At 61.0% G+C, this 23,975-nt stretch carries 24 protein-coding genes; 7 read left to right on the top strand and 17 right to left on the bottom strand.

Features of this window, described 5'->3' with window-relative positions:
* Positions 1-30: 30 nt before the first annotated feature.
* From OS035_RS14730 to OS035_RS14695, 8 genes are all read right to left on the bottom strand, one after another.
* Positions 31-438: a F0F1 ATP synthase subunit epsilon gene (locus OS035_RS14730; RefSeq protein ID WP_097624883.1), complete on the bottom strand. Its 408-nt coding sequence runs from the start codon at positions 436-438 to the stop codon at positions 31-33.
* Positions 438-677, bottom strand: coding sequence for a hypothetical protein (locus tag OS035_RS14725; RefSeq protein WP_071093262.1), 240 nt, complete (start codon positions 675-677; stop codon positions 438-440). The genes OS035_RS14730 and OS035_RS14725 overlap by 1 nt, the downstream gene beginning before the upstream one ends.
* Complete coding sequence (gene atpD / locus OS035_RS14720; RefSeq protein WP_097624884.1) at positions 677-2,113, bottom strand: F0F1 ATP synthase subunit beta; 1,437 nt, start codon at positions 2,111-2,113, stop codon at positions 677-679. The genes OS035_RS14725 and atpD overlap by 1 nt, the downstream gene beginning before the upstream one ends.
* Before the next feature lie 23 nt (positions 2,114-2,136).
* Complete coding sequence (locus tag OS035_RS14715; RefSeq protein WP_097624885.1) at positions 2,137-3,021, bottom strand: F0F1 ATP synthase subunit gamma; 885 nt, start codon at positions 3,019-3,021, stop codon at positions 2,137-2,139.
* Between the two features lie 28 nt (positions 3,022-3,049).
* A complete protein-coding gene (gene atpA / locus OS035_RS14710; RefSeq protein WP_097624886.1) occupies positions 3,050-4,579 on the bottom strand; it encodes a F0F1 ATP synthase subunit alpha in 1,530 nt (509 codons plus the stop codon).
* Positions 4,579-5,145 carry a F0F1 ATP synthase subunit delta gene (locus OS035_RS14705; protein WP_017966273.1) on the bottom strand — a complete coding sequence of 189 codons (567 nt, stop codon included), beginning with the start codon at positions 5,143-5,145 and terminating at the stop codon, positions 4,579-4,581. The genes atpA and OS035_RS14705 overlap by 1 nt, the downstream gene beginning before the upstream one ends.
* 255 nt (positions 5,146-5,400) lie before the next feature.
* Positions 5,401-5,790 (bottom strand): AGROH133_08824 family phage infection protein, encoded by a 390-nt coding sequence (locus OS035_RS14700; RefSeq protein ID WP_097624887.1) that lies wholly within the window; start codon positions 5,788-5,790, stop codon positions 5,401-5,403.
* Between the two features lie 78 nt (positions 5,791-5,868).
* Positions 5,869-8,085 (bottom strand): primosomal protein N', encoded by a 2,217-nt coding sequence (locus OS035_RS14695; RefSeq protein ID WP_331813833.1) that lies wholly within the window; start codon positions 8,083-8,085, stop codon positions 5,869-5,871.
* A gap of 200 nt (positions 8,086-8,285) precedes the next feature.
* Between OS035_RS14695 and OS035_RS14690 the strand changes: the two genes are divergently transcribed.
* Positions 8,286-9,218 (top strand): dihydrodipicolinate synthase family protein, encoded by a 933-nt coding sequence (locus OS035_RS14690; protein ID WP_331813832.1) that lies wholly within the window; start codon positions 8,286-8,288, stop codon positions 9,216-9,218.
* A gap of 3 nt (positions 9,219-9,221) precedes the next feature.
* On the opposite strand, the gene OS035_RS14685 is transcribed toward OS035_RS14690, so the two are convergent.
* Positions 9,222-9,704, bottom strand: coding sequence for a GNAT family N-acetyltransferase (locus tag OS035_RS14685; RefSeq protein ID WP_097624890.1), 483 nt, complete (start codon positions 9,702-9,704; stop codon positions 9,222-9,224).
* Positions 9,705-9,715: 11 nt separating this feature from the next.
* On the bottom strand, positions 9,716-10,666 hold the full coding sequence (locus OS035_RS14680) for a GNAT family N-acetyltransferase (RefSeq protein ID WP_331813831.1): 951 nt from the start codon (positions 10,664-10,666) through the stop codon (positions 9,716-9,718).
* A gap of 139 nt (positions 10,667-10,805) precedes the next feature.
* On the opposite strand from OS035_RS14680, the gene OS035_RS14675 reads away from it, so the two are divergent.
* From OS035_RS14675 to OS035_RS14665, 3 genes are all read left to right on the top strand, one after another.
* Positions 10,806-11,741: a tyrosine recombinase XerC gene (locus tag OS035_RS14675; protein ID WP_310805862.1), complete on the top strand. Its 936-nt coding sequence runs from the start codon at positions 10,806-10,808 to the stop codon at positions 11,739-11,741.
* A 137-nt stretch (positions 11,742-11,878) separates the two neighbouring features.
* On the top strand, positions 11,879-12,952 hold the full coding sequence (locus OS035_RS14670) for a TraB/GumN family protein (RefSeq protein ID WP_331813830.1): 1,074 nt from the start codon (positions 11,879-11,881) through the stop codon (positions 12,950-12,952).
* Between the two features lie 272 nt (positions 12,953-13,224).
* Complete coding sequence (locus OS035_RS14665; protein ID WP_310808329.1) at positions 13,225-13,416, top strand: TraB/GumN family protein; 192 nt, start codon at positions 13,225-13,227, stop codon at positions 13,414-13,416.
* On the opposite strand, the gene OS035_RS14660 is transcribed toward OS035_RS14665, so the two are convergent.
* The 7 genes from OS035_RS14660 to OS035_RS14630 all read right to left on the bottom strand — a co-directional run bounded on the left by OS035_RS14660 (position 13,374) and on the right by OS035_RS14630 (position 20,409).
* Complete coding sequence (locus tag OS035_RS14660) at positions 13,374-13,874, bottom strand: cytochrome b (RefSeq protein ID WP_310805859.1); 501 nt, start codon at positions 13,872-13,874, stop codon at positions 13,374-13,376. The two genes, OS035_RS14665 and OS035_RS14660, sit on opposite strands and share 43 nt — an antisense overlap.
* 64 nt (positions 13,875-13,938) lie before the next feature.
* The gene (locus tag OS035_RS14655; protein ID WP_310808328.1) at positions 13,939-14,685 is read right to left on the bottom strand and encodes a ribonuclease activity regulator RraA; all 747 of its coding nucleotides are present in this window, start codon (positions 14,683-14,685) and stop codon (positions 13,939-13,941) included.
* Positions 14,686-14,706: 21 nt separating this feature from the next.
* On the bottom strand, positions 14,707-15,870 hold the full coding sequence (locus OS035_RS14650) for a mandelate racemase/muconate lactonizing enzyme family protein (protein WP_331813829.1): 1,164 nt from the start codon (positions 15,868-15,870) through the stop codon (positions 14,707-14,709).
* Between the two features lie 35 nt (positions 15,871-15,905).
* Complete coding sequence (locus OS035_RS14645) at positions 15,906-17,003, bottom strand: ABC transporter ATP-binding protein (protein WP_097625139.1); 1,098 nt, start codon at positions 17,001-17,003, stop codon at positions 15,906-15,908.
* Between the two features lie 11 nt (positions 17,004-17,014).
* Complete coding sequence (locus OS035_RS14640) at positions 17,015-17,905, bottom strand: carbohydrate ABC transporter permease (protein ID WP_331813828.1); 891 nt, start codon at positions 17,903-17,905, stop codon at positions 17,015-17,017.
* Positions 17,902-18,861 (bottom strand): carbohydrate ABC transporter permease, encoded by a 960-nt coding sequence (locus OS035_RS14635; protein WP_331813827.1) that lies wholly within the window; start codon positions 18,859-18,861, stop codon positions 17,902-17,904. Before OS035_RS14635 ends, OS035_RS14640 begins: the two co-directional genes overlap by 4 nt.
* 69 nt (positions 18,862-18,930) lie before the next feature.
* Positions 18,931-20,409, bottom strand: a complete 1,479-nt coding sequence (locus tag OS035_RS14630; RefSeq protein ID WP_183778369.1) for an ABC transporter substrate-binding protein — start codon at positions 20,407-20,409, stop codon at positions 18,931-18,933.
* 208 nt (positions 20,410-20,617) lie between these two features.
* On the opposite strand from OS035_RS14630, the gene OS035_RS14625 reads away from it, so the two are divergent.
* The 3 genes from OS035_RS14625 (at position 20,618) to OS035_RS14615 (ending at position 23,973) form a co-directional block, all read left to right on the top strand.
* Positions 20,618-21,328 (top strand): GntR family transcriptional regulator, encoded by a 711-nt coding sequence (locus OS035_RS14625; RefSeq protein WP_183855579.1) that lies wholly within the window; start codon positions 20,618-20,620, stop codon positions 21,326-21,328.
* Positions 21,329-21,381: 53 nt separating this feature from the next.
* Positions 21,382-22,548 (top strand): mandelate racemase/muconate lactonizing enzyme family protein, encoded by a 1,167-nt coding sequence (locus tag OS035_RS14620; RefSeq protein ID WP_331813826.1) that lies wholly within the window; start codon positions 21,382-21,384, stop codon positions 22,546-22,548.
* 63 nt (positions 22,549-22,611) lie between these two features.
* Positions 22,612-23,973, top strand: a complete 1,362-nt coding sequence (locus OS035_RS14615; RefSeq protein ID WP_183778373.1) for a mandelate racemase/muconate lactonizing enzyme family protein — start codon at positions 22,612-22,614, stop codon at positions 23,971-23,973.
* Positions 23,974-23,975 lie beyond the last annotated feature (2 nt).

Genomic DNA, 23,975 nt, shown 5'->3' with positions numbered 1-23,975 from the left:
GCCTTTTCACTATCGAAAAATCGATTGCGATCAATCCTGCTGGACGACGCCATTCAGATGCGTCAGTTCCATGATGAAGTGCTCGAGTTTCGACTTGCGTTCGTGCAGCTCGGTATCTTCGAGCTCCTTGCGAGCGGCCTCGATGCGGCGGGTCAGTTCGTCTTTGTGGAGTTCCTCGACCGGAACCGCTGATTCGGCAAGCAATGTGCAGCCGGTCGGCAGGATATCGGCAAAACCGCCGAACACGACATAGTCCTGCTTCTTGCCGGAGGCCGAACGCACGCTCACGACACCCGGCTTGATCGTCGTCATCGTCGGCGCATGGTGCGCCATGACGGTCATTTCGCCTTCAGTCGCAGGAATGACGACTTCAGTCACCATCTCCGACAGCAGCAGACGCTCCGGCGAAACGAGCTCAAAGTTGAAATTGTCAGCCATCAGTGACTTACCTTCTCGGCTATGGCTTTCGCATCTTGCAATTGGGTCCCGCAGAACGGGCAGTGCATTATCGCCTGGTCGAGATAGCCGAGGCCTTCCTCGCTCTGAACCAGACCAACCACCATCATCAGCACGCCGTTATCGGCGCGATAGATGGTCGGCGCGGCTGGTTCCGGAAGATCCGCCACGACCCCTTTCAGAGGATCGCAGCAGAATATCTCGTCCAGCGCGTCGCTCATCAAGCAGCTGCGAGCTTCTTGGCCTTTTCGACCGCTTCTTCCATCGAGCCGACCATGTAGAAGGCAGCCTCCGGCAGGTGATCGTATTCGCCGTTGACGAGGCCCTTGAAGCCCTTGATCGTGTCTTCCAGAGCAACCAGCTTGCCCGGCGAGCCGGTGAAGACTTCGGCGACGAAGAACGGCTGCGACAGGAAACGCTCGATCTTGCGGGCGCGGGCAACGGCAATCTTGTCCTCTTCGGACAGTTCGTCCATACCCAGAATGGCGATGATATCCTGCAGGGCCTTGTAGCGCTGCAGCGTCGACTGGACCTTACGGGCGACCTCGTAATGCTCTTCGCCGACGACCATCGGGTCGAGCATGCGCGAGGTGGAGTCGAGCGGATCGACGGCGGGGTAGATGCCCTTTTCGGCGATCGAGCGCGACAGAACCGTCGTCGCGTCAAGATGCGCGAACGAGGTTGCCGGCGCCGGGTCGGTCAAGTCGTCGGCCGGAACGTAAATGGCCTGGACCGAGGTGATCGAGCCGGTCGTCGTCGTGGTGATGCGTTCCTGCATCTGGCCCATGTCGGTTGCGAGCGTGGGCTGATAACCGACGGCCGACGGGATGCGGCCGAGCAGAGCCGACACTTCGGAACCTGCCTGGGTGAAGCGGAAGATGTTGTCGACGAAGAACAGAACGTCCTGACCCTGGTCGCGGAAATGTTCGGCAACCGTCAGGCCGGTCAGAGCGACGCGGGCGCGGGCGCCCGGCGGTTCGTTCATCTGGCCGTAAACCAGCGCGGCCTTCGAGCCTTCGCCGCCGCCATGCTTGTTGACGTTGGATTCGATCATTTCATGGTAGAGGTCGTTGCCTTCACGGGTACGTTCACCGACGCCCGCGAAAACCGAGTAACCACCATGCGCCTTGGCGACGTTGTTGATCAGTTCCATGATCAGGACGGTCTTGCCGACGCCGGCGCCGCCGAACAGACCGATCTTGCCGCCGCGTGCATAGGGCGCCAGAAGGTCGACGACCTTGATGCCGGTGACGAGGATCTGCGCTTCCGTCGACTGCTCGACATAGGACGGCGCATCCTGGTGGATGGCGCGCTTGTGCGCAGTGACGAGCGGGCCAGCTTCGTCGACCGGCTCGCCGATGACGTTCATGATACGGCCGAGCGTCTCGTTGCCGACCGGAACCATGATAGGAGCGCCGGTATCGCTGACTTCCTGGCCGCGCACGAGACCTTCGCTCGAGTCCATCGCAATCGTACGGACTTCATTCTCGCCAAGGTGTTGTGCAACTTCGAGAACCAGACGGACGCCATTGTTGGTGGTTTCCAGCGCGTTCAGGATCTTCGGCAGTTCGCCTTCGAAAGCAACGTCAACGACGGCGCCGATAACCTGTGTGACCCTGCCGACAGAGCCGATCTTGGGGGTAGCTGCCTCAGCCATTTTCTGACCCTCTTTTCCTAGCCTCAGAGCGCTTCCGCGCCCGAAATGATTTCAATGAGTTCCTTGGTGATCTGCGCCTGACGCTGGCGGTTGTAGCTCAGCGTCAGTTTGTTGATCATCTCACCGGCATTACGCGTCGCATTGTCCATGGCGCTCATCTTGGCGCCCATTTCGCCGGCGACGTTCTCGAGGAGCGCGCGGAAGATCTGGACGGAGATGTTGCGCGGGATCAGGTCTTCGAGGATCGAAGCCGGATCCGGCTCATATTCGTAGACCGCGCCGGCATGCGCCGCATCTTCGGCCTGCACTGCGCCCGTCGAAGCCGGGATGAGCTGCTGCGCCGTCGGAATCTGGCTGATCACCGACTTGAACTCGGAATAGAACAGCGTGCAGACGTCAAATTCGCCAGCCTCGTACATCTCGATGATGCGCTTGCCGATCTGGTCCGCATTCTCGAAGCCGATCTTCTTGACGTCGCGCAATTCCTTGCGCTCGATGATCAGCGAAGCATATTCGCGGCGAAGGATGTCGTAACCTTTCTTGCCGACGGTGAAGATCTTCACTGTCTTGCCCTCGGCAACCAGCTTGCGCACATGCTCGCGGGCGAATCGGGCGATCTGCGAGTTGAAGCCGCCGCAAAGACCGCGTTCGGCCGTGCAGACCACCAGCAGATGAACCTGGTCCTTGCCGGTCCCGGTCATCAGTGTCGGCGCGCCGTCCGCATCGGTAACGGCCTTGGCGATGTTCGCCAGCACCGCACCCATGCGCTGCGAATAAGGCCGGGCGGCCTCGGCCGCCTCCTGCGCACGCCGAAGCTTCGCCGCGGCGACCATTTTCATCGCCTTGGTGATCTTCTGCGTCGCCTTGACGGAGGCGATCCGGTTTTTCAGATCCTTAAGTGAAGGCATCCGTGATCCGTCCTAACTTAGGGCCTGATTACGCGAAAGACTTTGCGAAGCTATCGAGAGCAGCAGTGAGCTTGCCCCTGGTATCATCGCTGATTGCCTTTTCCGTGCGGATCGCGTCGAGGATGGCGGAGCCCTCCGAACGCAGATAAGAGAGGAAGCCCTGTTCGAACTTGCCGACCGAAGCAACCGGCAGCTTGTCTAGAAAGCCGTTGACGCCAGCGAAGATCACCGCGACCTGCTCTTCCGTCTTCAGCGGCGAGAACTGCGGCTGCTTGAGAAGTTCGGTCAGGCGTGCACCGCGGTTCAACAGGCGCTGTGTCGCAGCATCGAGGTCCGAACCGAACTGGGCGAAGGCGGCCATTTCGCGATACTGGGCGAGCTCGCCCTTGATCGAACCGGCAACCTGCTTCATCGCCTTGATCTGCGCCGACGAACCGACGCGGGAAACCGACAGACCGACGTTCACGGCCGGGCGGATACCCTGGTAGAACAGGTCGGTTTCAAGGAAGATCTGGCCGTCGGTGATCGAGATGACGTTGGTCGGAATGAAGGCCGACACGTCGTTGCCCTGCGTTTCGATGACCGGAAGAGCGGTCAGCGAACCGGCGCCCTGGTCGTCGTTCATTTTCGCAGCGCGCTCGAGCAGCCGCGAGTGGAGGTAGAAAACGTCGCCCGGATAGGCTTCGCGGCCCGGCGGGCGGCGCAGCAGCAGTGACATCTGGCGGTAGGAAACGGCCTGCTTCGACAGGTCGTCGTAACCGATCAGCGCATGCATGCCGTTGTCGCGGAAATATTCGCCCATCGCGCAGCCGGCAAACGGAGCCAGATACTGCATCGGCGCCGGATCGGAAGCGGTCGCCGCGACAATGATCGAATACTTCAGCGCGCCGCGCTCTTCGAGCACCTTGACGAACTGGGCAACGGTCGAGCGCTTCTGGCCGATGGCGACGTAGACGCAGTAAAGCTTCTCGCCTTCCGGGCCGTTGTCGTGAATGGCCTTCTGGTTGAGGAAGGCATCGAGAAGAATAGCGGTCTTGCCGGTCTGGCGGTCGCCGATGACCAGCTCGCGCTGGCCGCGGCCGACCGGGATCAGCGCGTCAATGGCCTTGAGGCCGGTCGACATCGGCTCATGAACCGACTTGCGCGGAATAATGCCGGGAGCCTTGACGTCGACGCGCGAACGGCGCGTCGCGTTGATCGGGCCCTTGCCGTCGATCGGGTTGCCGAGCGCGTCGACGACGCGGCCGAGCAGTTCCGGACCGACCGGGACGTCGACGATGGCGCCGGTCCGCTTGACGGTGTCGCCTTCCTTGATGTCGCGGTCGGAGCCGAAGATGACGACGCCGACATTATCGGATTCGAGATTCAGCGCCATGCCGCGGATGCCGCCCGGGAACTCGACCATTTCACCGGCCTGGACATTGTCCAGACCGTAGACGCGGGCGATACCGTCACCGACGGAGAGAACCTGGCCGACTTCCGAGACCTCTGCCTCTTTGCCGAAATTTTTGATCTGGTCTTTGAGAATTGCGGAAATTTCCGCGGCGCGGATATCCATCAGCCAACCTCTTTCAATGCGAGCTTAAGAGTGGAGAGTTTGGTACGAAGAGACGTATCAATCTGGCGGGACCCGACCTTGACGATCAGACCACCAAGAATTGACGGATCAACCGTGACGGCAATCGTCACGTCTTTGCCGGTAACGCTCTTGAGTGCCACCTTCAATTCGGTTTCCTGCGCTTGCGAAAGCGCATGCGCCGAGGTGACCTCGGCGGAGATTTCACCGCGATGGTTCGCGGCGATGATGCGGAAGGCCTTGATCATGCCCGGCAGGGCGAACAGGCGGCGGTTGCGCGCCACGACCTTCAGGAAATTGGCGAAGAAGCCGCTGATTCCGGCCTTCTCGCTGATGGCGACGATCGCCTTCAGCTGGTCCTCGGCGGAAAAAACCGGGCTTGCGACGAAGCGCTTCAGGTCAGCGCTCTCATCCAGCATTGCCTGGAAACGGTCAAGATCGGCGGTTACGCTGTCGACGGCGCCCTGCTCGAGCGCCAGTTCGAAAAGCGACGAGGCATAGCGCTCGGCAACACCAGATGTAAGCTGGGACGTGTCTGCCACTGGCACAAATTTCCCTGATTTCAACCCAAAATCCGGCTCTCGGCGGACGCCGAACCTATGATCTTGAATTCGTTTTGATTTCCCCCAGAAACCACAAGAGAAGCCTCTTGCTTCTTCCGAAATTCGGGGTCCGTCTAACATAGGATGTTCGGACTCGCAACACGCGTAATGCCCGAATACGCCTTTCACATGAATTTCTGTTCGCAAAATTGCGCAACGGCCTGGAAGCCGGCCGGGGAAGCCGTTAGCCGGCCGCGAGAGTCATGTCTGGGTGAAGCCGAATACATAAAGCAGCGGCAGCGCCGCCAAGGCAATTTGCACAACCAGGAGTAAATAGTTGACGAGACTACTCCCCTTATCGGACAGGATCGAGATAATACGGGCAAAGGCCGCCATCGCAAAGGAGGCGCCGAGCGCCATGTAAATCCAGTCCTGGGCGAGCATGATCGCCGACAAGCCAAAGCCGAGATAGAAACCGCCCATCGAGCGCCCCTCCCCATACCCCTCCGGCCGCCCCTCCTGCGCCTGCAGACCGAGAAGACGGAAGCTATGGCCCGGTGCAAACATCATGATGAAGCCGGCAAGCGCCGTGAAGGCGGCGGAGCAAAAGGCGAGTTGCTCGCCGAGCTCGGTCGGAAAATAAAACTCCATGCATCAGCCCCAAATCACCCGGAAGAATCAGTGTTTTATGACATGGGCCGGAAAGGGAGGAAATGGCGGCGTGGCGTTTTAGAGAAAACTCTGCGGATCGATATCGAGCTGCACCTGCACAGACCCGCGCTCCTTCGGCGATTGCGACAGCATTGCCCGCAAAAAGCCCTGCATGTCGGAGTTGCGCCGGCCGTGCACCAAAAGGCGGAAGCGGTGGCGCCCGCGCACCAGCGCCAGCGGGGCTTCCGCCGGACCGAGCACCGAGATGCCGGATACCTGCGGCGCTGCATTGCGCATGCCGCGCGCATGGTTTTCCGCGTCATGGCGGGTTTCGGCCGAAACGATGATCGAGGCGAGCCTGCCGAAGGGCGGCAATATAGCGCGTTCGCGTTCGCTGATCTCGCGCTCGTAAAAGGCATCGGAATCGCCTGAGACAATCGCCTGCATGACGGGATGCTGCGGCTGGTAAGTCTGCAGCAGCCCATGGCTCTTGAGGCCGGTGCGCCCGGCCCGGCCCGTCACCTGCGACAGGAGCTGAAAGGTGCGCTCGGCCGCGCGCGGATCGCCATTGGCAAGGCCGAGGTCGGCGTCGACGATGCCGACCAGCGTCATCAGCGGAAAATTATGCCCCTTGGCGACGAGCTGGGTGCCGATGACGATATCGGCCTCACCCTTGGCGATCGCCTCCAGCTCCAGCCGCAGCCGCTTCACCCCGCCCATGATATCCGAGGAGAGAACGATCGTCCGCGCTTCCGGAAAATGCCGCTCCACCTCCTCGGCGATGCGCTCGACTCCAGGTCCGCAGGCAACCAGATGGTCGAGCGTGCCGCACTCGGGGCATGCCTCCGGCGTGCGCTCGGCATGGCCGCATTGATGGCATTGCAGCTGCTTGCGGAAGCGATGCTCGACCAGCCAGCTCGAACATTGCGGGCATTGGAAGCGATGGCCGCAGACCCGGCAGAGCGTCAGCGGCGCATAACCGCGCCGGTTGAGAAAGAGCAGCGCCTGTTCGCGTTTTTCCACCGTCTTGCCGATCGCCCGGATCAGCACCGGCGACAGGAAGCCGCCGCGTTCCGGCGCGTGCCGGCGCATATCGATGAGATGCAGGTCGGGCAGCGCTGCGTCGCCGAAACGCGTCGGCAGGTGGACGGTGCTGTAGCGCCCACTCTGCCCGTTGACCTGGCTTTCGACCGACGGCGTCGCCGACACCAGGATGACGGGAAAATCGCCGATCCGGCCGCGCACCACGGCCATGTCGCGGGCATTGTAGAAGACGCGGTCCTCCTGCTTGTAGGCGGGATCGTGCTCCTCATCGACGATGATCAAGCCGAGATCCTCGAAGGGCAGGAAGAGCGCCGAGCGGGCGCCGGCCACGACGCGCACTTCGCCGGTCACCGCCTGGCGCCAGACCTTTTCGCGCATGCGCGGCGCCAGATCGGAATGCCATTCGGCCGGTTTTGCCCCGAAGCGATCCTGGAAGCGCTCCATGAAACTGGCCGTCAGCGCGATCTCCGGCAGTAGGATCAGCACCTGCTTGCCGCGTTTCAGCGTCTCGGCGATCGCCTCGAAATAGACCTCGGTCTTGCCCGATCCGGTCACCCCGTCGATCAGCGACACCGAAAATTCGCCCTTGCGGACATCGGAAACGATCTCCGCGGCCGCCTCTTTTTGCGACCCTTCGAGGCGGGCGGCGGCAAATTCGGGATCCGGCATCGCCACGACCGGCGGCGGCGGCAGGAATATCGTCTCAAAAATGCCGAGCGCGATCAGCCCGTCGACGACGCTGGTCGAGACCCCAGCCGCATGCGCCAGGCCGCTGCGCGTCCAGGACAAACCGTCGGAGGCGGTGTCGAGCACGCGGGCACGCGCCGGCGTCATCCGCTCCGGTTCGCCGCCGACGAATCTCAGCCCCTCCACCATCGGCTCCGGCTCGAAGGCGTTGGGGGCTCTCAGCGCCATACGGGCGACGAGGCCGGGCGGCGAGAGCGTGTAGGCCGCAACCCAATCGATGAAATCGCGCATCTCCCGGGTAAGCGGCGGGCAGTCGAAGACATGGCTGATCGGCCGGAGCTTCTTCGGGTCCACTCCATCCTCGCCGCCGTCCCAGACGACGCCGATCACCTGCCGCGGCCCGAGCGGCACCTGCACGACCGAGCCGGGCTCGACCGCCATGCCCTCAGGCACCGAATAGGAATAGGGTTTCGGCGCCGGCATCGGCACCAGCACGGGAACCGTTCGGTTCGCGAGCGGTGCGTCGAAAAGCGCGCCAAAGAGATTGGACGAATCTGTGCTCATCGGGCGAGACCATGCCCGCAAATCGATGCAATTGGAACCGCAAAGACACGGCTGAGCGTCGGCAAGGAGTGTGGCGTCGGAGATCGCCGGCACCCTTACGAAAAGCTTGCCGGGCGAGCGATTGGCCGCATAGATTGCCGGAAGGATTGTTCGAAATGCCGGAGCCTTTGTTCTTCGGCCGCTTGAATTGGAGAGCCTCGATGGCCAGACTGACCGAAGATGCCAAGGGCGTCTATGTGATCGCCGTAACCCCGTTCACCGATGACGGCGCGCTCGATCTCGGCAGCATCGACAGCATGGTCGATTTCTACGAGGGCGCCGGCGTCTCTGGCCTGACGGTGCTTGGCCAGCTCGGCGAGGCCCCGAAGCTGACCGCCGAGGAATCGCGGACGGTGGTCGAGCGTGTGCTGAAGCGCCTCGACGGGCGGCTGCCCGTCGTTGTCGGCGTGTCGGCGCCGGGACTTGCGCCGACGCGCGAACTTGCCGAAGCCGTCATGGGCGAAGGTGCGGCCGGCGTCATGGTCGCGCCGCCCTGGACCGTCAAGACCGACGACCAGGCTTTCGCCTTTTACCAGTCGGTCGGCGAGGCCCTCGGCGAGACACCCTTCGTGCTCCAGGATTATCCGCTCACCACCAATGTGACGATTGCGCCCAAGGTGATCGAGCGCATCGTCAACGAGGTGCAAAATTGCGTCATGCTCAAGCACGAGGACTGGCCGGGCCTTTCAAAAATCACCGCGCTCCGCGCCGCCAGCGATAGCGGCGCCATGCGGCGCATCTCCATCCTCTGCGGCAATGGCGGGCTTTTTCTGCCTGAAGAGATGGGCCGGGGCGCCGATGGCGCCATGACCGGCTTCTGTTATCCTGAGATGATGGTCGGCGTCGTCGCGGGCTATGCAGCCGGAAATCCGGATCGCGCCCACGAGATCTTCGACGCCTATCTGCCGCTCGCCCGCTATGAGCAGCAGCAGGGCATCGGGCTTGCCTCCCGCAAATATGTGCTTGCCAAGCGCGGCGTCATCAAATCCGCCACTCTGCGCAAGCCGGGCGCCAAGCTCTCGGCGCTCGATATTGCCGATGTCGAGCGGCTGCTGGCCCGCCAGGCCATTCGTCTCAAAGAGATCGGGGCCTGAAGCTTAAAACGTGAAGAACGAGCCTGAAACATCCCGACCGGAGGGGATGCGGGCAATTTCGACATAAAGCATATCGCCATCAGGCGCGTGAGGTCGGAACCCGAGAGCCTCCCAGAATTTGGCTGCGCCGGGATTGCCCGGATGAACGGTGACGACACTGCAGAAATCCCGCGCATGATTGAGCAGCGCCAAGGCCAGCAGCCGGCCGATGCCGTGGCCGCGCATTTCAGGGCTGACGTAGAAACGCCGCATCCGCAACGCTTGCGATAGGGCGGGTTCGACGGTCACACCCCCGACGCCGGCAAGCGCCTCCCCGGCATAGGCGCCAAGCAGCCTCTCGCCGCCACGCTCGAACCTGATGTCGCCGGCCGACCATTCGTCTATAAGGCGGGCGATATGGAGATGACCCTCCCGCCGGGCCTCGCTTTCGAGGTCGGCGATCTCCCGCGGCAATCGATCGCGGATCACGCGGATGTCGACCGACATGGCAAAACCTATTAGACTGCGGGAACGGCAAGCTCGCGAGGCGTTGCCGCAGCCGGGAGGCTGACAGGCACGAAGGTCGCGTCGCCATCCGCCGCCATATCGTGCACCGTATGTTTCTCCAGCGCCTTGGTCACATCGTTGAGATCACCGTCCAGATGTTCGGCCGGAATAAGGTTGCCGATCACGAAATCGAAACGGTCGCCGCGCTTGTTCAACAGCTCGTGAAAGACCGTCATGTCGCGGAGCTCGGTCGACCACTTCGCCAGCCAGTAGAACAGGCCGGAATTGCGCGCCGTCATGTGGACGGGAAGGATGGGCAGATTGTATTTGCGCGCCAGCCCGACGGCCGAGGTCTTCCACGGGCGTTCGTTCAGCCGGCCGTTGGCCCAATAGGCGATGCGGCCTGACGGGAAGAGCACCGTCGCCTTGCCTTCCCTGACCGCGTGGTTGGTCAATTGCAGCGTCTCGCGCGCCTTGAGCTTGCTCTTGTGTTCCTCCCGCCATTCGACGGGAATGATCATCTCGGCAAACCGCGGATTGACGCGGATCGCATCGCGATTGGCGAAGAACATCATATCCGGCCGGCGCGTCTTCAGGAGATCGAACACGGCGACACCGTCGGCGATGCCGGTGGGGTGGTTACTGACGAGAATGAAGCCGCCGGCATCGGGAATGCGTTCGCCGTTGGTGACGCCGATATCGAGTTTCAGCACGTCGCTCAGATATTCGAACGACTGGAAACCCGGCATCTTGGCGACGGCATTGGCGAATTCGATCGCCTTGTTGTAGCGCAGCAGCATGTAGAGGAACGGCCGCATGACCGGCCAGAGCGGATTTTTTACGATCCTTTGGCCACGTTCGGCAATCAGCGTATCGACGATATGACCGGGCTTTCCCTGTGAAACGAGAGCGATCGCTTCCGCGAGCTGTCCGAAAGCCGTCATGGAGTCGCGCCGTGCCATGAAAGATCCTGTCTATGGGCTATAAGCTATCGCAGTGGAATATGATCTAAGGATGACAAAGGCTTGGCGGGCATTAGCAATTCCATAACCGTTCCTGTTTCAAATTGGCGGACTTGAAGGCAAATTCAAGGCCAGCGACGTGAACGAACTGCTTGTTATCGCCGATCCGCGCCTGATGGCGGAACGGGCCGCATGGCTCGAAAATCTCGCCCGCGAGCGTCGTCTTTCCGAGCATACACTCGATGCCTATGAGCGCGACACCCGCCAGTTCCTGACCTTCCTGACCGGCCATCTCGCCGGCCCGGCGACGCTTGGCGATATCAGGGAGCTGCGTCCCGCCGATTTCCGCGCCTTCCTGGCCGCACGGCGCAAGCAAGGCTCCGGCGCCCGCTCGCTAGGCCGCAATCTCGCCGGCCTTCGTTCGCTGCTGCGCCATTTGGAAAAAAAGGGCCTGGTCAATGCCGCCGGCGCCGGCGCGATCCGTTCGCCGAAACAGCCGAAATCGCTGCCGAAACCGCTGTCGGACACGCAGGCGATCACCGTCGTCAGCAACGAAGCCCAGCTTCATGACGAACCCTGGATCGCCGCCCGCGATGCGGCTGTCATGACGCTGCTCTACGGCTGCGGCCTGCGCATCTCCGAAGCGCTCGATCTCATTCCCTCAGACCTGCAAAAGGGCGCCACAACGCTGCGCATCACCGGCAAGGGCAACAAGACGCGGCTGGTGCCGCTGCTGTCCGTGGTCTTCGACGCGGTCGAGAAATACCGCACGCTCTGCCCCTATCATCTCGAGCCCGGCGAGCCGCTGTTTCGCGGTGCCCGCGGCGGCAAGTTGCAGCCGGCGATCATCCAGCGCGCCATGCAGAAGCTGCGCAGCGCCTTCGGCTTGCCGGAGACGGCGACGCCCCATGCGCTGCGCCATTCCTTCGCCACCCACCTGCTTGCCGGCGGCGGCGATCTGCGCACCATCCAGGAGCTGCTCGGCCATGCCAGCCTGTCGACGACACAGGTCTATACCGGCGTCGATGCATCGCGGCTGCTTGAGGTGTATGATCGCGCTCATCCGCGCGCGTAGAGCCTTTTCTGGTCGGATCGAAACATCCTGCCGGAGCAAGGAAGACTCTAAGCTTTCGTTAACGCATTCTCTTAAAGGATTATGCGCAAGCCGGGCGTAGAGCTTGAAACCACAAGGCATGTGACCGGAACATCATCATGACGACATCCATCGGCCGCCGGACTTTTCTCGCAGCATCCGGCAATCTGCTGCTCTGGCTGATTGCGGCCTTTCATATGCTGCTTCTTGCGGCCCTGTTTTTGGCCCTCCTGGCGGCAAGGCCGGCGGCGGCCAAAGACGCGGCCTGCACCGGCCGCAACCTGATGGTCGAGCTGCAGCAGAACGATCCCGCCCGCTACGCCGAGGCGCTGAAGGAAGCCGACGCGACGCCAAACGGCAAGGGCATCTTCTGGAAGATCGAAAAGGCAGGACTTCAGCCTTCATGGCTGCTTGGCAGCATGCATGTCACCGATCCGCGCGTGCTGGCCCTGCCGCCGCGAGCCCAGGCCGCCCACGACGCGGCGAATACGATCATCATCGAATCCGACGAGATCCTCGATGAGCGGAAGGCGACCGCCGCCCTGCTTGCAAAGCCGGAACTGACGATGTTCACCGACGGCACGACGATCGACAAGCTGCTCTCCCCCGAGGACTACAAGCGCCTCGAAGCCGGCCTGAAGCAGCGCGGCATTCCGCTCGGTGCCGTCTCCCGCATGCGGCCCTGGATGATCTCGAGCGCCGTCGCCCTGCCGGCCTGCGAAATCGCCCGAAAGGCCAAAGGCGTGCAGTTCCTCGACCAGAAAATCGCCGCTGATGCGGCTGCCGAGGGAAAACAGGTCAAGGGGCTGGAGACCCTTGCCGAGCAGATCCAGGCCATGGCCGACCTGCCGATCGAATTCCATCTGAAGTCGCTGATCGAGACGCTGGAGCTCGGCGACAAGATGAGCGACGTCGTCGAGACGATGACCGACCTCTATCTCTCCGGCGATATCGGCCTGACCATGCCGATGCTGAAGACCGTGACGCCGGAGACGGAAGGCGAAGACAGCAACTACGCCGCCTTCGAACAGCGCGTCATCCTCGATCGCAACAAGGTGATGGCCGAGCGCGCCGCCCCCATTCTCGACGGCGGCAACGTCTTCATGGCGGTCGGCGCCCTGCACCTGCCCGGCAAGGCCGGCGTCATCGAACTGCTGCGCCAGCAGGGGTTTACCGTGACTGCGGTGAACTAAAGCGCGCCGCGATCTTTCAGATTCGCTCCTTGCGCTTCGCCTGGAAACGCCGGTCGAACAGCTTGAAGCCATGTCGGATGTCCCAAACAATCTCATGCTTCAAAACCTGAGGGAATTTCTGGCGCTTCCCAATGGCGTGGATCCGAGACGATGATCGACTTATACGATCACGGCGACGTCGGAATGATCTACTCATTGATGGAGTTCGTTTCGACAGATCAGACTGCTGAAAAGCATTCGAAAACCGTGTGATAACGGATCGAAACAAGGTCATGGCTGAACGGGCAAAGCCCTATCTCGACAAAAGGCGCACCATGATCGCCGTCGGAGCGGCGCATCTGCCCGGCGACGACGGTTTGGTTGAACTGCTGCGCCGGCAGGGCTTCACCGTCACCGCCGTGAAACTGAACCGACCAGGCGCTCAGCCGAGCGTCATCCGGCGCAACACATTGGTTTTCCAATAAAACTGATGGACGAGCGCGCCCGCGACATGGGCCGCGATCAGCGCCCAGAGAATGATCTTCAGAACGTCCGCGTGGAACGACCCGGCGGGATTGATGCCGAAATAGTAGGCGGCGATGCCCGTAAGCGGCATGGCGAAGATCAGGATATACAGACCAATATGGGTAAGCTTCGCCGCAAGGCGGAAGATCGCCGGCTCCTCCGCCACCTCGGCCGGCGCGCCTCTGGTAAATCGCAGTCCGAGCCGTATGATCGCAAGCAGCAGGATGGCGATGCCGACATAGGCATGGATATTCGCCGACGCAACCTGCTCGGGTGTCGGCACCTCGCCCCTGCGCATCAGCCGATGCCAGACATTCATGCCGTCGGGAAACAGCAGATTGAAGAAGATCAAAAGCGCGATCGCCCAATGCAGGAAGCGTTGATTGAGACTGTAAGCCATGGTGGACGGCTGCTGCATTTTCTCGACCTTCGTCAAATGTTTACTCTGAGATTCAGAACACCAGACTAAGGGTAATTCATGGCTAAGTTGTTCCCAAGCGGTTTGTTTTGCGCCACTCCTCGTACTCTTCGCGGGCGTCGTCATGCAGCGGATAGTAGCGCTGCAACGACCCGCCTCCCATCAATTTCACTCGCGAGAACTCCTCCCAATCGTGATGCTTTTGCGATTCTTCGATAACCTTCGGCGCCATCGCGACTGGAAGCATCACCACCCCGTCATCGTCGGCGACAATGATGTCCCCGGGGATGACCGTCACACCGCCGCAGGCAATCGGAACGTTGACGGCGTTGGGATAGATGCCGGTCTGCACATGATAGTTGGGCGTCCAGCCGCGCAGCCATAGAGGGAGATCCAGCTTTTCGACATTCGGCCGATCCCGCATGCACCCATCGATCACGATGCCGGCACCGCCTCTGCCTTTGAAATAGGTCGACATCATATCGCCGAAGACGCCCGAGCTCATGTCGCCGCGCGCGTCGACCACGACCACATCGCCCTCCTGCACCTGATAAAGCACATGGCGGTGCAACTGCGTCTCCGGATCTGCATATTCTCCCTCGGTGAAGAGGTCCGGCCGCTGCGGCATGAATTGAAGGGTCAGGGCCGGCCCGACGATCGACTTCCCGCGATTCTGCGGCACGGGACCGACCATGTGCGGATTGCGGAAGCCCATGTGGCCGAGCGTGCCGGAGACCGTCGCGGCGCCGATTTCCTTCAGTGCGTCGATCAGCTCTCTGGGCGGTCGCGGAATGTCGTGCTTATGCGTCATCTTGGGCTCCGGTGGGTGAAACTACCAGTTTGTGACAGAACCATCGCGGCGCTTCAGATGCGGCGCTTCCCAGAACCGAAAGCTCTCCGCCCTGATCGCCTCTTCGTTGACCTCGACGCCGAGCCCCGGCAGATCGCTGACCGGATAGTCGGGACCGTCGAGCCGTGGCTGCACGGGGAAGAAGTCGGAATTATCGAAGCCGAGCTTTGCTTCGGGCGCCCTTGTCTCGAGCCATGCGAAATTCGGCACCGCGGCGGCGAGATGGATGGTTGCGGCCGTGCAGACCGGGCCGAGCGGATTGTGCGGCATCAGGTCCACATAGTGCGCCTCGCTCCAGCCTGCGACCTTCATCGCTTCGGTGAGCCCGCCGACATTGCAGACATCGAGCCGATTGAACTGATGGATGCCACGCTCGATGTAAGGCAGGAATTGCCACTTGCTGGCAAATTCTTCGCCGATGGCGAACGGGATGTCGGTCATCGTGCGCAGGGCTTCGTAGGCCTCGGGTGCCTCGTCTCGTATCGGCTCCTCGAGGAAATCAAGCACGCCACGACCGAGCTTGTTACAGAAGCTCGCCGCCTCTGCCACCGACAGCCGATGATGATAATCGATGCCGAGGACGACGTCGTCGCCCAGCGCCTCCCGCGCCTTGTTCAGCATTGCTGCGGTCGCGCCGATCGACTCCCGCGGCTCGAAAATGTCCTTGCTGTTTTGCCCGATGGGGAAGAAACGGATCGCCTGCCACCCTTGTGCGCGTAGTTCGCGGGCTCGTTCGATGGCAACCTCGCCCTCGGCCTCGTCACCGGTCGAGGCGAAGGTAGGAATGCGGTCGCGCTGCTTGCCGCCCAGCAGTTCGTAGGCCGGCACCCCAAGCGCTTTGCCCTTGATGTCGTGAAGGGCAATGTCGATGGCTGAAATCGCTGCCTGCAGGACACGCCCGCCTTCGAAGTATTGGCTGCGATAAACCTCTTGCCAGATCCGACCGATCTGCATCGGATCGCGGCCGATGAGAAACTCGCGATAATGCTCGACGGCACCGGTCACGGCCTTCTCGCGACCGCTCAAGCCGCTCTCGCCCCAGCCGAAGATGCCGCTGTCGGTCTCGACCTTGACCAGCATCTGGTTGCGCGTTCCGACCCATACCGGATAGGGCTTGATCGCCGTGATCTTAAGCTTCGTCGTCATCTACGCTCTCGTTTTTCACACGCATCCGCTGGGCCTCAGTTGGCCTTGAGGGCCATTTCTGTTTCGCCGTCGAACAGATGCATTCGCTCCTGATCGAACTCGAGCCAAATCTGTTCGTCGGGCGCGACGGCAACGGTTGGCGGCACGCTGACATTGACGATGGCGCCGGATAGGAACGCCTGTACGAAGGTGACGTCTCCGGTCGGCTCCACGGTGTAGGCTTTGGCGGGGATGCTTCCAGGCATCGCACTCTTGTGCAGTTTGATCGTCGAGTGACGTGCGCCGAGCACGACTTTCCTGGTTGTTGCCCTTTCGACCTTCCGGGCATTGGTTGGCGAGAGCTCGAGGCGCCAGCCCTCCGCGCTGGTCAACACGGTGTTGCCGCCTGCAGTCGATGCCTCGAGCGGAACAAGGCTCATCGCCGGGCTGCCGACGAAGCTGGCGACGAACATGTTCACCGGATGGGCAAAGACCTGCGCCGGCGAATCGTACTGCTGCAGGTAGCCGCCGTTCATCACCGCCATCCGGTCGGCCATGGTGACCGCTTCGAGCTGGTCGTGCGTCACGTAGATGATTGTCGCCTGGAGATCCTGGTGGAAACGCTTGATCTCCGACCGCATCTGCACGCGCAGCTTTGCATCGAGGTTGGAGAGTGGTTCATCCATCAGGAATACCGCCGGATCGCGAACGAGGGCCCGGCCGAGCGCCACACGCTGCTGTTGCCCGCCCGAAAGTTCGCGCGGCTTGCGCTCGAGCAGCTGCGTCATGTCGAGCACGCGTGCTGCTTCCTTGACCTTCTTGTCGATCTCGTCCCTTGGCAGTTTGCGCATCTGCAGCGGGAACGCCAGATTTTTGTAGACCGATTTCTGCGGATAGAGCGCGTAGTTCTGGAACACCATTGCGATGTCGCGGTCCTTGGGGTCGAGGTCGTTGACCACGCGGTCGCCGATGACGATGTCGCCGGATGTGATGGGGATCAGCCCGGCCACGAGATTGAGTGTGGTGGTCTTGCCGCAGCCTGAAGGGCCGACGAGCGCGACGAATTCGCCGTCGTTGACCGTCAGCGAAACATTGTTGACAGCTTTGAAGCTGCCATAGGTCTTGACCAGATCTTGAAGGACCACGTGGGCCACCGGCAACTCCCCTAGTGTTTGACTGCGCCTTCCGTAAGCGCCCGTACGAAATATCGTTGCAGGACGAGGAACAGGACCACCACGGGCACGCTCATCAAGAAGCTGGCCGCCATCAGGCCCGGAAAGTCCGTTGTATTTTCCGAGAAGAAGCGCTGGATGCCGACCGGCAGCGTCAACTGCTCGTTCTTGGAGAGGAAGGTGTAGGCGTAGATGTACTCGTTCCACGCGCCAATGAAGGAATAGATCGCCGTGGCGATGATTCCTGGCGCCGAGAGCGGCATGACGATCAGAAAAAACGCCTGGAACCGCGTTGCCCCGTCGATGCGTGCCGCCTGCTCGAGCTGCACCGGGATATTGTCGTAGAAGCCTTTGAGGAGCCAGATTGCCAGCGGCAGGCCGAATGTGAGGTAGGTGAGGACGAGCGACCCATGCGTGTTTACCAGCCCGATTGCGCGCATCAGGATGAAGAGCGGCACGAGAAAGATTACTGCCGGAAACATGTTGCGGAGCAAGACGGCGAAGAACAGAAAGTTCCGGCCAGGGAAGGTGAAACGAGAAAACGCGTAGGCCGCTGGAACCGCCACGATCACCGAAAGGATAGTCGTAGCTGTGGAGACGAAAAGGCTGTTCCAGAAGAAGCGCAGGAAGTCCTGGCCGACGCTGTTCTGCGGATCGAGCAGCTTCTGGTAGCTGGCGAGGGTGGGTTGGTCCGGCCACCACTGCGGCGGGAACTGCATGGCCGCGAAGCCGGATTTGATCGAGGTGATCAGCATCCAGATCATCGGCAATGCAGTGTAAAGCAGCATGAACACAAGGAAGATGCGTCCGCTCCACCGCCATCCATCGATGCGCATACCGCGACGCGTGTGGCCTCGATGAGCAGTCTCGACAATCGTGCTCATTCGCTTCCGCCCTTCTGCTCATTGCCGCTCAGCGCACGAACGTAGAAGTAGCCGAGCGACATCAGGATCAGGAACAGCAGCACCGAATAGGCCGATGCCACCCCCCAGCGCTGGCGGCCGAAGGCTAGTTCATAAATGTGGGTGATCCAGATATGCGATGCGTTCGACGGCCCGCCGCCGGTCATGATCCAGGGAATGATGAAAGAATTGAAGTTGGCCACTGCCAGCAGAAGGATCGTCACCGTCGAGACGTTTCTCAAGTGCGGAAAGGTGACATGCCAGAACCGCTGCCATGCATTGGCTCCGTCGACTTTCGCGGCGCGCAACAACTGGTCGGGAACCGTCTGCAGGCCAGCCATCATCATGATCATGGCAAACGGAAACTCTCGCCAGATATTGACGACGATCAGCGAGGGCAGCACCGTTCTTACGCTGTCGATGAAATTCGGCGGCCGGTCGGCCCATCCAAGACCGACCAGCACCGCGCCAATGATCCCGAAGTCAGAATGGTAGATCCACTTCCAGATATAGGACGCGGCGACCGCGCTGATGACCCAGGGAATGATCAGGACGGCGCGCAGAATGCCACGGCCGACAAAGTCACGATGGAGCGCCAGGGCGCAGCCAAACCCCAGGACAAATGAGATGAACGTCGATCCCACTGTCCAGATAAGCGTGTTCGAGGTGACCTTCCAGAACACCGGACTTGTGAGGATGGAAACGTAGTTGTCGAAGCCGATGAAAATCTTGTCCCGCAGCTGCAGGCCAGGCGGTGTGTTAAAGAACGACAGCTCGATCGTGTAATAGATAGGGTAGGCTATGACGATGAGCATCACCGCGATCGCAGGAAGCACATAGGCGTAGTTGGCCCGATGCTCCCAAATCTTTCGCAGCACGCCGGACCTATCGGGTTGCGGTCTTCGGAGAGCCTCGGCCTTGCCAGTCAAGATCGTCACTATGCCGCGCCCTTGTTCTTTGGAACAGACCGGCTGCGGTCGGCAGCCGGTCAGATCGCCTGGCTTCGACTAGAGTCCGCCGTCCATCAGGTCTTTTACCTTCTTGGCTGCGTCGTCGGCTGCTTGGTCGACGGTCATGGCCCCGGTCAGGGCATTCTGCAGCATATCCGGGACGATGATGTTCATGATCTCGGGGGACTGTGGCAGCGCCGGGAACGGAATGCCGTATGGCAGCATCGAGGTCGTGACATCGAGGAACTTGATATTATCCAGACGTTCCTTCATCCATTTGGTCTTGAAGCCGTTGAGGTTTCCCGGGTTCGAGCCGGCATAGGCCATCTTCAGCGACCATTCCGGGCTCGTCCACATGCAGATGATCGCCTTTGCAGCCGGCTCGTCTACCTTGCCGCCCTCGACATATTCGGGCTTCAGGATGTGAATGTTGGAGCCGCCGAACACGACCGCACGCTTGCCGTCGGGGCCAGTCGGAATCAGGCCGTAGCGCATATTGTCGATTACCGTCTGCGCCTTGTCCTTGTCGGTATCCGTCGCCTTTTTCTGCAGGTCGAGCATGACGTTGTAGTCGGACGGGTGCGAGATCATCATCCCGAGTTGGCCGGCGAGGAAAAGAGGCTGGTTGTCGGCCTGCTGGTTGGTGAGCGCCGAAACCGGAACCGACTTGTCGCGAACATACATATCGTAGGAGGCTTGCAATGCCGCCTTGCTCTGCGGACTGTTGAGCTCGACCTCCTTATAGGTCGGGTTGGCGGTCGCTTCGTCGAAGACGCCACCGCCATAGGCCCACAGCTGCGGCATAAAGCGGTACGGCGTATTGCCGGCATTCTTGCGAGCCACGAGGCCGTAACCGGCAATGCCGAGCTTGTCGTGGATCTGCTTCGAATCCTTGACGACGTCGTCCCAAGTTGCCGGAGCCTTGTCCGGATCGAGGCCTGCACGCTTGAAGATGTCGGCATTCCAAATGAACGCCATCGTCTCGTTATTGGTCGGGATGCCGTAGGTTACCCCATCCCAGGTTACAGCCTTCATTGCGCCGGGCCAGAAATCCTCGGTCGAATAGCCTACGTCCTCGGGTTTGAGCGGCTGCAAATAGCCCTTCGAGGCGAACTCGGTGCCACCCAGGATCTGCAGGCGGACCGCCATGGGCGCTGCATTGCCAAGGAGCGCGGTCCGGAACTTATCCAGCAGGTCGTTATAAGTGAGGGCTTGCTCCTCAAGCTGGATGTTCGGATAGGTTTTGCGGAAGGTCTCGAAGAACTCCTTGTAATACTGGCGCAGGAGATCGGGATCGCCCTCGAACACGCCCTGATACCAGAAAGTCAGTCGCCCCTTATAGTCGAGCGGGGTGACCTTGCCGCAATCGGCCGCCGTGTCAAAATCCTGCGTGCCGGCAATGGAGCGCACATATTCCGGCGACCACTTGCTCAGGTCGACCGGCGCTCCCAGCGCCGACGCGGACAGCAACGATACCATCAAAGCAGTGGAAACAGTGCCGCGCAGGATGGCACCACCGAGTGAAATCCTCGTCATAGGTATCCTCCAGGTTCTCCCCGTGCCGCTCTGCGTCGAGGCGAGCGGTCTTTGCTCATTGGCTGCGGGACGTTTTCGGCCAATGTATCTCTTTGGACAGATCATACGTTTTCAGATGATAGATTGCCTGTCAACTGGAGAAATCGTACATTGTTTGCATAAACCTTGCGTGATATCGAAGGAATACATGTATTGATTGGGGACAGCTTTGGCCGAAACAAGTGAATTTAGAGCGCAGCCACCCGAAGGGATCGACGCGATCGGGGCCTCCAGCGAAGGTGCCTCGCTCTATCAGCTGATCAGGGACGACATCATCGAAGGGCGGCTTGCTGCCAACGAACGGCTTGTGGTTACCGATCTCGCCCGGCGCCACGGCACCTCGACCAACCCCGTGCGCGAGGCGCTGCAACTGTTGCGCGGGGAGGGCTTTGTCACCTTCGTCCCCAACCGCGGAGCCCGCGTCCGGCCCATAGATCAGGATTTTGTTCGGGACATCTACGAGATAGGAGTCTTGATCGAGCCGGCACTGACGCGATGGTTCGTGAATATGGCCACCGTCGAGGACATTGCTGAACTCGAACGCATCCAAGACTTGATTGAAGAGAACGACTTCGCCGACACGTTCAGGCATAGCGAGCTGGACACCGCCTTTCACACCGTCATGTACCAAAGGCACTACAACCGCCATGCCGCCGAGCTCTGGTGGAAGCATCGCGAAGTGCTTCGAGCCGTGAGCCGGCGTTTCAACTTCACGCTCGCCCGCCGTGCCGCGATCCTGAGCGAGCATCGCGAGCTCATCGCGCATGTCAAAGCGGGAAATGCGAACGAGGCAGGCGAACTCATTGCACGCCATGTCGAAGGCTCCGGCCGGCACATCCTCGAACATATGCGTGCGCGGAACGCCGCTCGGGCAGGATAAAAAGATCGCCCGGAATATCGTTATCCCGACCACTTCAGACAAAGGCAGTTGAGATGAAAATCACCAACGTTCGGCCGTGGCTGATCAAGTCCGATGCTTCTTATTGGGGAGAGTTTCTGTTCGTCGAAGTGACGACCGATGAGGGGGTGAGCGGCTGGGGAGAAATCACCACCACGACTAGGCTCGCCAATCGCGCCCTCTGCACGATCCTGCGGCAGATCGGTGCTGCTGTGACAGGCGAGGATCCGGCGCGTATCGAGTATCTGTGGCACAAGATATTCCGCAGTTTCACCTACATGGGCAGTCGCGGCGCCGCGGTCGAATGCGTGAGCGCCATCGACATAGCCCTCTGGGACATCCGGGGCAAAGTCCTGGGTAAACCGATTTACGAGCTGTTGGGCGGGCCGGTACGCGATGAGATTACGCTCTACACCCACCCCAACCAGGCCAAATTTACCAGCAATGAGGCGGTGATCCGCGAAATTCGAGACATCGTCGAATCCGGCCACACGGCGCTCAAGTTCGATCCTTTCCCCCACCAAGGCCGCACTGCCGATGGACAGGCTCGCGAACAGCGGGACGGCTACCTCGATGGCAGCATGACCCGCAAGGATGAGCGCGAAGCCGCCGAACTGACGGCCCTCATCCGCAAAACGGCGGGGCCCGATGTCGACATCCTCATCGATGCGCATGGCCGGTTCGACGTTCCCACCGCCATTCGCCTTTGCCGGAGCCTAGAGGAAGCTGGTCAGATCGACTGGTTCGAAGAGCCTTGTCCACCGGAGAGCCTCAACGCTCTGAGGCAGGTTCGAGAGAAGGTCAGCGCCGCTATCTCGTGGGGCGAGCGCGGCCACACGAAGTGGGATTTCGTGCCGGTGCTCGAAAACAAGCTCGCTGACTACATCATGCCGGATGTCACCTGGACCGGTGGCATTACTGAGTTGAAGAAGATTTCCGCCCTATGCGAAGCCTACTACATCCCGGTCTCGCCGCATGACGCCGCAGGGCCGATCAACGTGGTTGCGGGAGCGCAGGTGATGATGACCGTTCCTAACTTCTACAAACTCGAAACGTCGGATTGGAACTTGGGCAAATACGATCACCTCATCGACAGACCGCTCGATGTTTCGAACGGCAGCCTCAAGCTTACGCCCAAGCCTGGTCTCGGCGTCGAAATGAACCGCGACTACCTTCAAAACCACGAGATAGAGCTGGACTAGCAACGCTATCCGCCGCCCAACTCGCGCGGCAGCGAGCCCGCCCGACCAAAACGAGGATAAATCATGCCAGAGGCAGATGGAGCCGACGAGGCGCTCAATCGGGTGAACACGCATTCCAAACCGTCCGACCTTCGCATCACCGACATGCGGGTCGCCGAAATCGTCGGCGCGCCGTTCACCTCGGTGCTGCTGAAGATTTACACCAACCAAGGCATCGTCGGGCTTGGCGAGGTGCGCGACGGCGCCAGCGCCACCTACGCGCTGATGCTGAAGAGCCGGTTGCTTGGCGAGAACCCATGCAACATCGACCGACTGTTTCGCCGGATCAAGCAGTTCGGCGGGCACGGCCGGCAAGGCGGCGGCGTATCGGCGATTGAAATCGCGTTGTGGGATCTTGCCGGCAAGGCATATGGCGTCCCGATCTATCAGATGCTCGGCGGCCGTTTTCGGGAGAAAGTGCGCGTCTACTGCGATACCGACGCCGCCGTACCGAGCGGCACCGAGACTGGTAAGCGCCTCAAGCAGCGCATGGAGCTCGGCTTCACCTTTCTCAAGATGGATTTGGGATTGATGCAGATCGCGGATGTGCCCGGGGCGGTCGTGTTTCCTGCCGGCTCATTGGAAGGATACCGCGATCCTCCCAATCGCGGGCCGCTGAAAACTATTGAAGAGCGGCGCGTCCGCAATGCTGCCTACGATTTGCATAACGTCCAGCACCCGTTTACCGGCCTTCACTTTTCCGACAAGGGCCTCGACCTGCTGGAACAATACATCGCCGAGGTTCGCGAGGTCATCGGCATGGATGTGCCGCTCGCGATCGACCATATCGGCCATATCTCGATGCAGAACGGCATTCGCCTTGCCAGGCGAATTGAAAAATACGTGCCGGCCTGGCTCGAGGATGTGATCCCATGGCAGTATACCGAGCAATACCGACAACTGCAGGACGCCACCACGGTGCCGATCTGCACCGGCGAGGACATCTACCTCAAGGAGGGCTTCGAGCCTCTTCTCAAGAGCGGCGGCGTCTCCGTTATCCACCCGGACCTGCTCACCAGCGGGGGGATCCTCGAGACCAAGAAAATCGGCGATATGGCGCAGGACCGCGGCGTCGCCATGGCCATCCATATGGCGGAAAGTCCGATCGCGGCAATGGCCGCGGCACATGTCGCGACCGCGACCGAAAATTTCATGGCGCTCGAATACCATTCCGCCGATGTCGACTGGTGGGACGATATCGTCACCGGCCTTCCGAAGCCGCTGGTGCAGAACGGCTTCATCACAGTTCCGGACAAACCGGGCCTCGGGATTGACGACGTCGTCGACGAGGTGATCTCGCAGCATCTGCAGCCGGGTGTCGCCGCCATATGGCAGCCTACCGACCACTGGGACGATGAGTATTCCTGGGACCGCACCTGGAGCTGAGG

Origin of the sequence: Rhizobium sp. 268, from assembly GCF_036571585.1 — a bacterium.
Taxonomy (GTDB): Bacteria; Pseudomonadota; Alphaproteobacteria; order Rhizobiales; family Rhizobiaceae; genus Rhizobium; species Rhizobium redzepovicii.
This window is presented reverse-complemented; position numbering and strand designations above follow the sequence as displayed.

Bases quoted from the DNA above. Each gene is read 5' to 3' on its own strand.
- OS035_RS14730 (WP_097624883.1), bottom strand. From the start codon at position 438: ATGGCTGACAATTTCAACTTTGAGCTCGTTTCGCCGGAGCGTCTGCTG.
- OS035_RS14725 (WP_071093262.1), bottom strand. From the start codon at position 677: ATGAGCGACGCGCTGGACGAGATATTCTGCTGCGATCCTCTGAAAGGG.
- atpD (WP_097624884.1), bottom strand. From the start codon at position 2,113: ATGGCTGAGGCAGCTACCCCCAAGATCGGCTCTGTCGGCAGGGTCACA.
- OS035_RS14715 (WP_097624885.1), bottom strand. From the start codon at position 3,021: ATGCCTTCACTTAAGGATCTGAAAAACCGGATCGCCTCCGTCAAGGCG.
- atpA (WP_097624886.1), bottom strand. From the start codon at position 4,579: ATGGATATCCGCGCCGCGGAAATTTCCGCAATTCTCAAAGACCAGATC.
- OS035_RS14700 (WP_097624887.1), bottom strand. From the start codon at position 5,790: ATGGAGTTTTATTTTCCGACCGAGCTCGGCGAGCAACTCGCCTTTTGC.
- OS035_RS14695 (WP_331813833.1), bottom strand. From the start codon at position 8,085: ATGAGCACAGATTCGTCCAATCTCTTTGGCGCGCTTTTCGACGCACCG.
- OS035_RS14690 (WP_331813832.1), top strand. From the start codon at position 8,286: ATGGCCAGACTGACCGAAGATGCCAAGGGCGTCTATGTGATCGCCGTA.
- OS035_RS14685 (WP_097624890.1), bottom strand. From the start codon at position 9,704: ATGTCGGTCGACATCCGCGTGATCCGCGATCGATTGCCGCGGGAGATC.
- OS035_RS14680 (WP_331813831.1), bottom strand. From the start codon at position 10,666: ATGGCACGGCGCGACTCCATGACGGCTTTCGGACAGCTCGCGGAAGCG.
- OS035_RS14670 (WP_331813830.1), top strand. From the start codon at position 11,879: ATGACGACATCCATCGGCCGCCGGACTTTTCTCGCAGCATCCGGCAAT.
- OS035_RS14665 (WP_310808329.1), top strand. From the start codon at position 13,225: ATGGCTGAACGGGCAAAGCCCTATCTCGACAAAAGGCGCACCATGATC.
- OS035_RS14660 (WP_310805859.1), bottom strand. From the start codon at position 13,874: ATGCAGCAGCCGTCCACCATGGCTTACAGTCTCAATCAACGCTTCCTG.
- OS035_RS14655 (WP_310808328.1), bottom strand. From the start codon at position 14,685: ATGACGCATAAGCACGACATTCCGCGACCGCCCAGAGAGCTGATCGAC.
- OS035_RS14650 (WP_331813829.1), bottom strand. From the start codon at position 15,870: ATGACGACGAAGCTTAAGATCACGGCGATCAAGCCCTATCCGGTATGG.
- OS035_RS14640 (WP_331813828.1), bottom strand. From the start codon at position 17,905: ATGAGCACGATTGTCGAGACTGCTCATCGAGGCCACACGCGTCGCGGT.
- OS035_RS14630 (WP_183778369.1), bottom strand. From the start codon at position 20,409: ATGACGAGGATTTCACTCGGTGGTGCCATCCTGCGCGGCACTGTTTCC.
- OS035_RS14620 (WP_331813826.1), top strand. From the start codon at position 21,382: ATGAAAATCACCAACGTTCGGCCGTGGCTGATCAAGTCCGATGCTTCT.
- OS035_RS14615 (WP_183778373.1), top strand. From the start codon at position 22,612: ATGCCAGAGGCAGATGGAGCCGACGAGGCGCTCAATCGGGTGAACACG.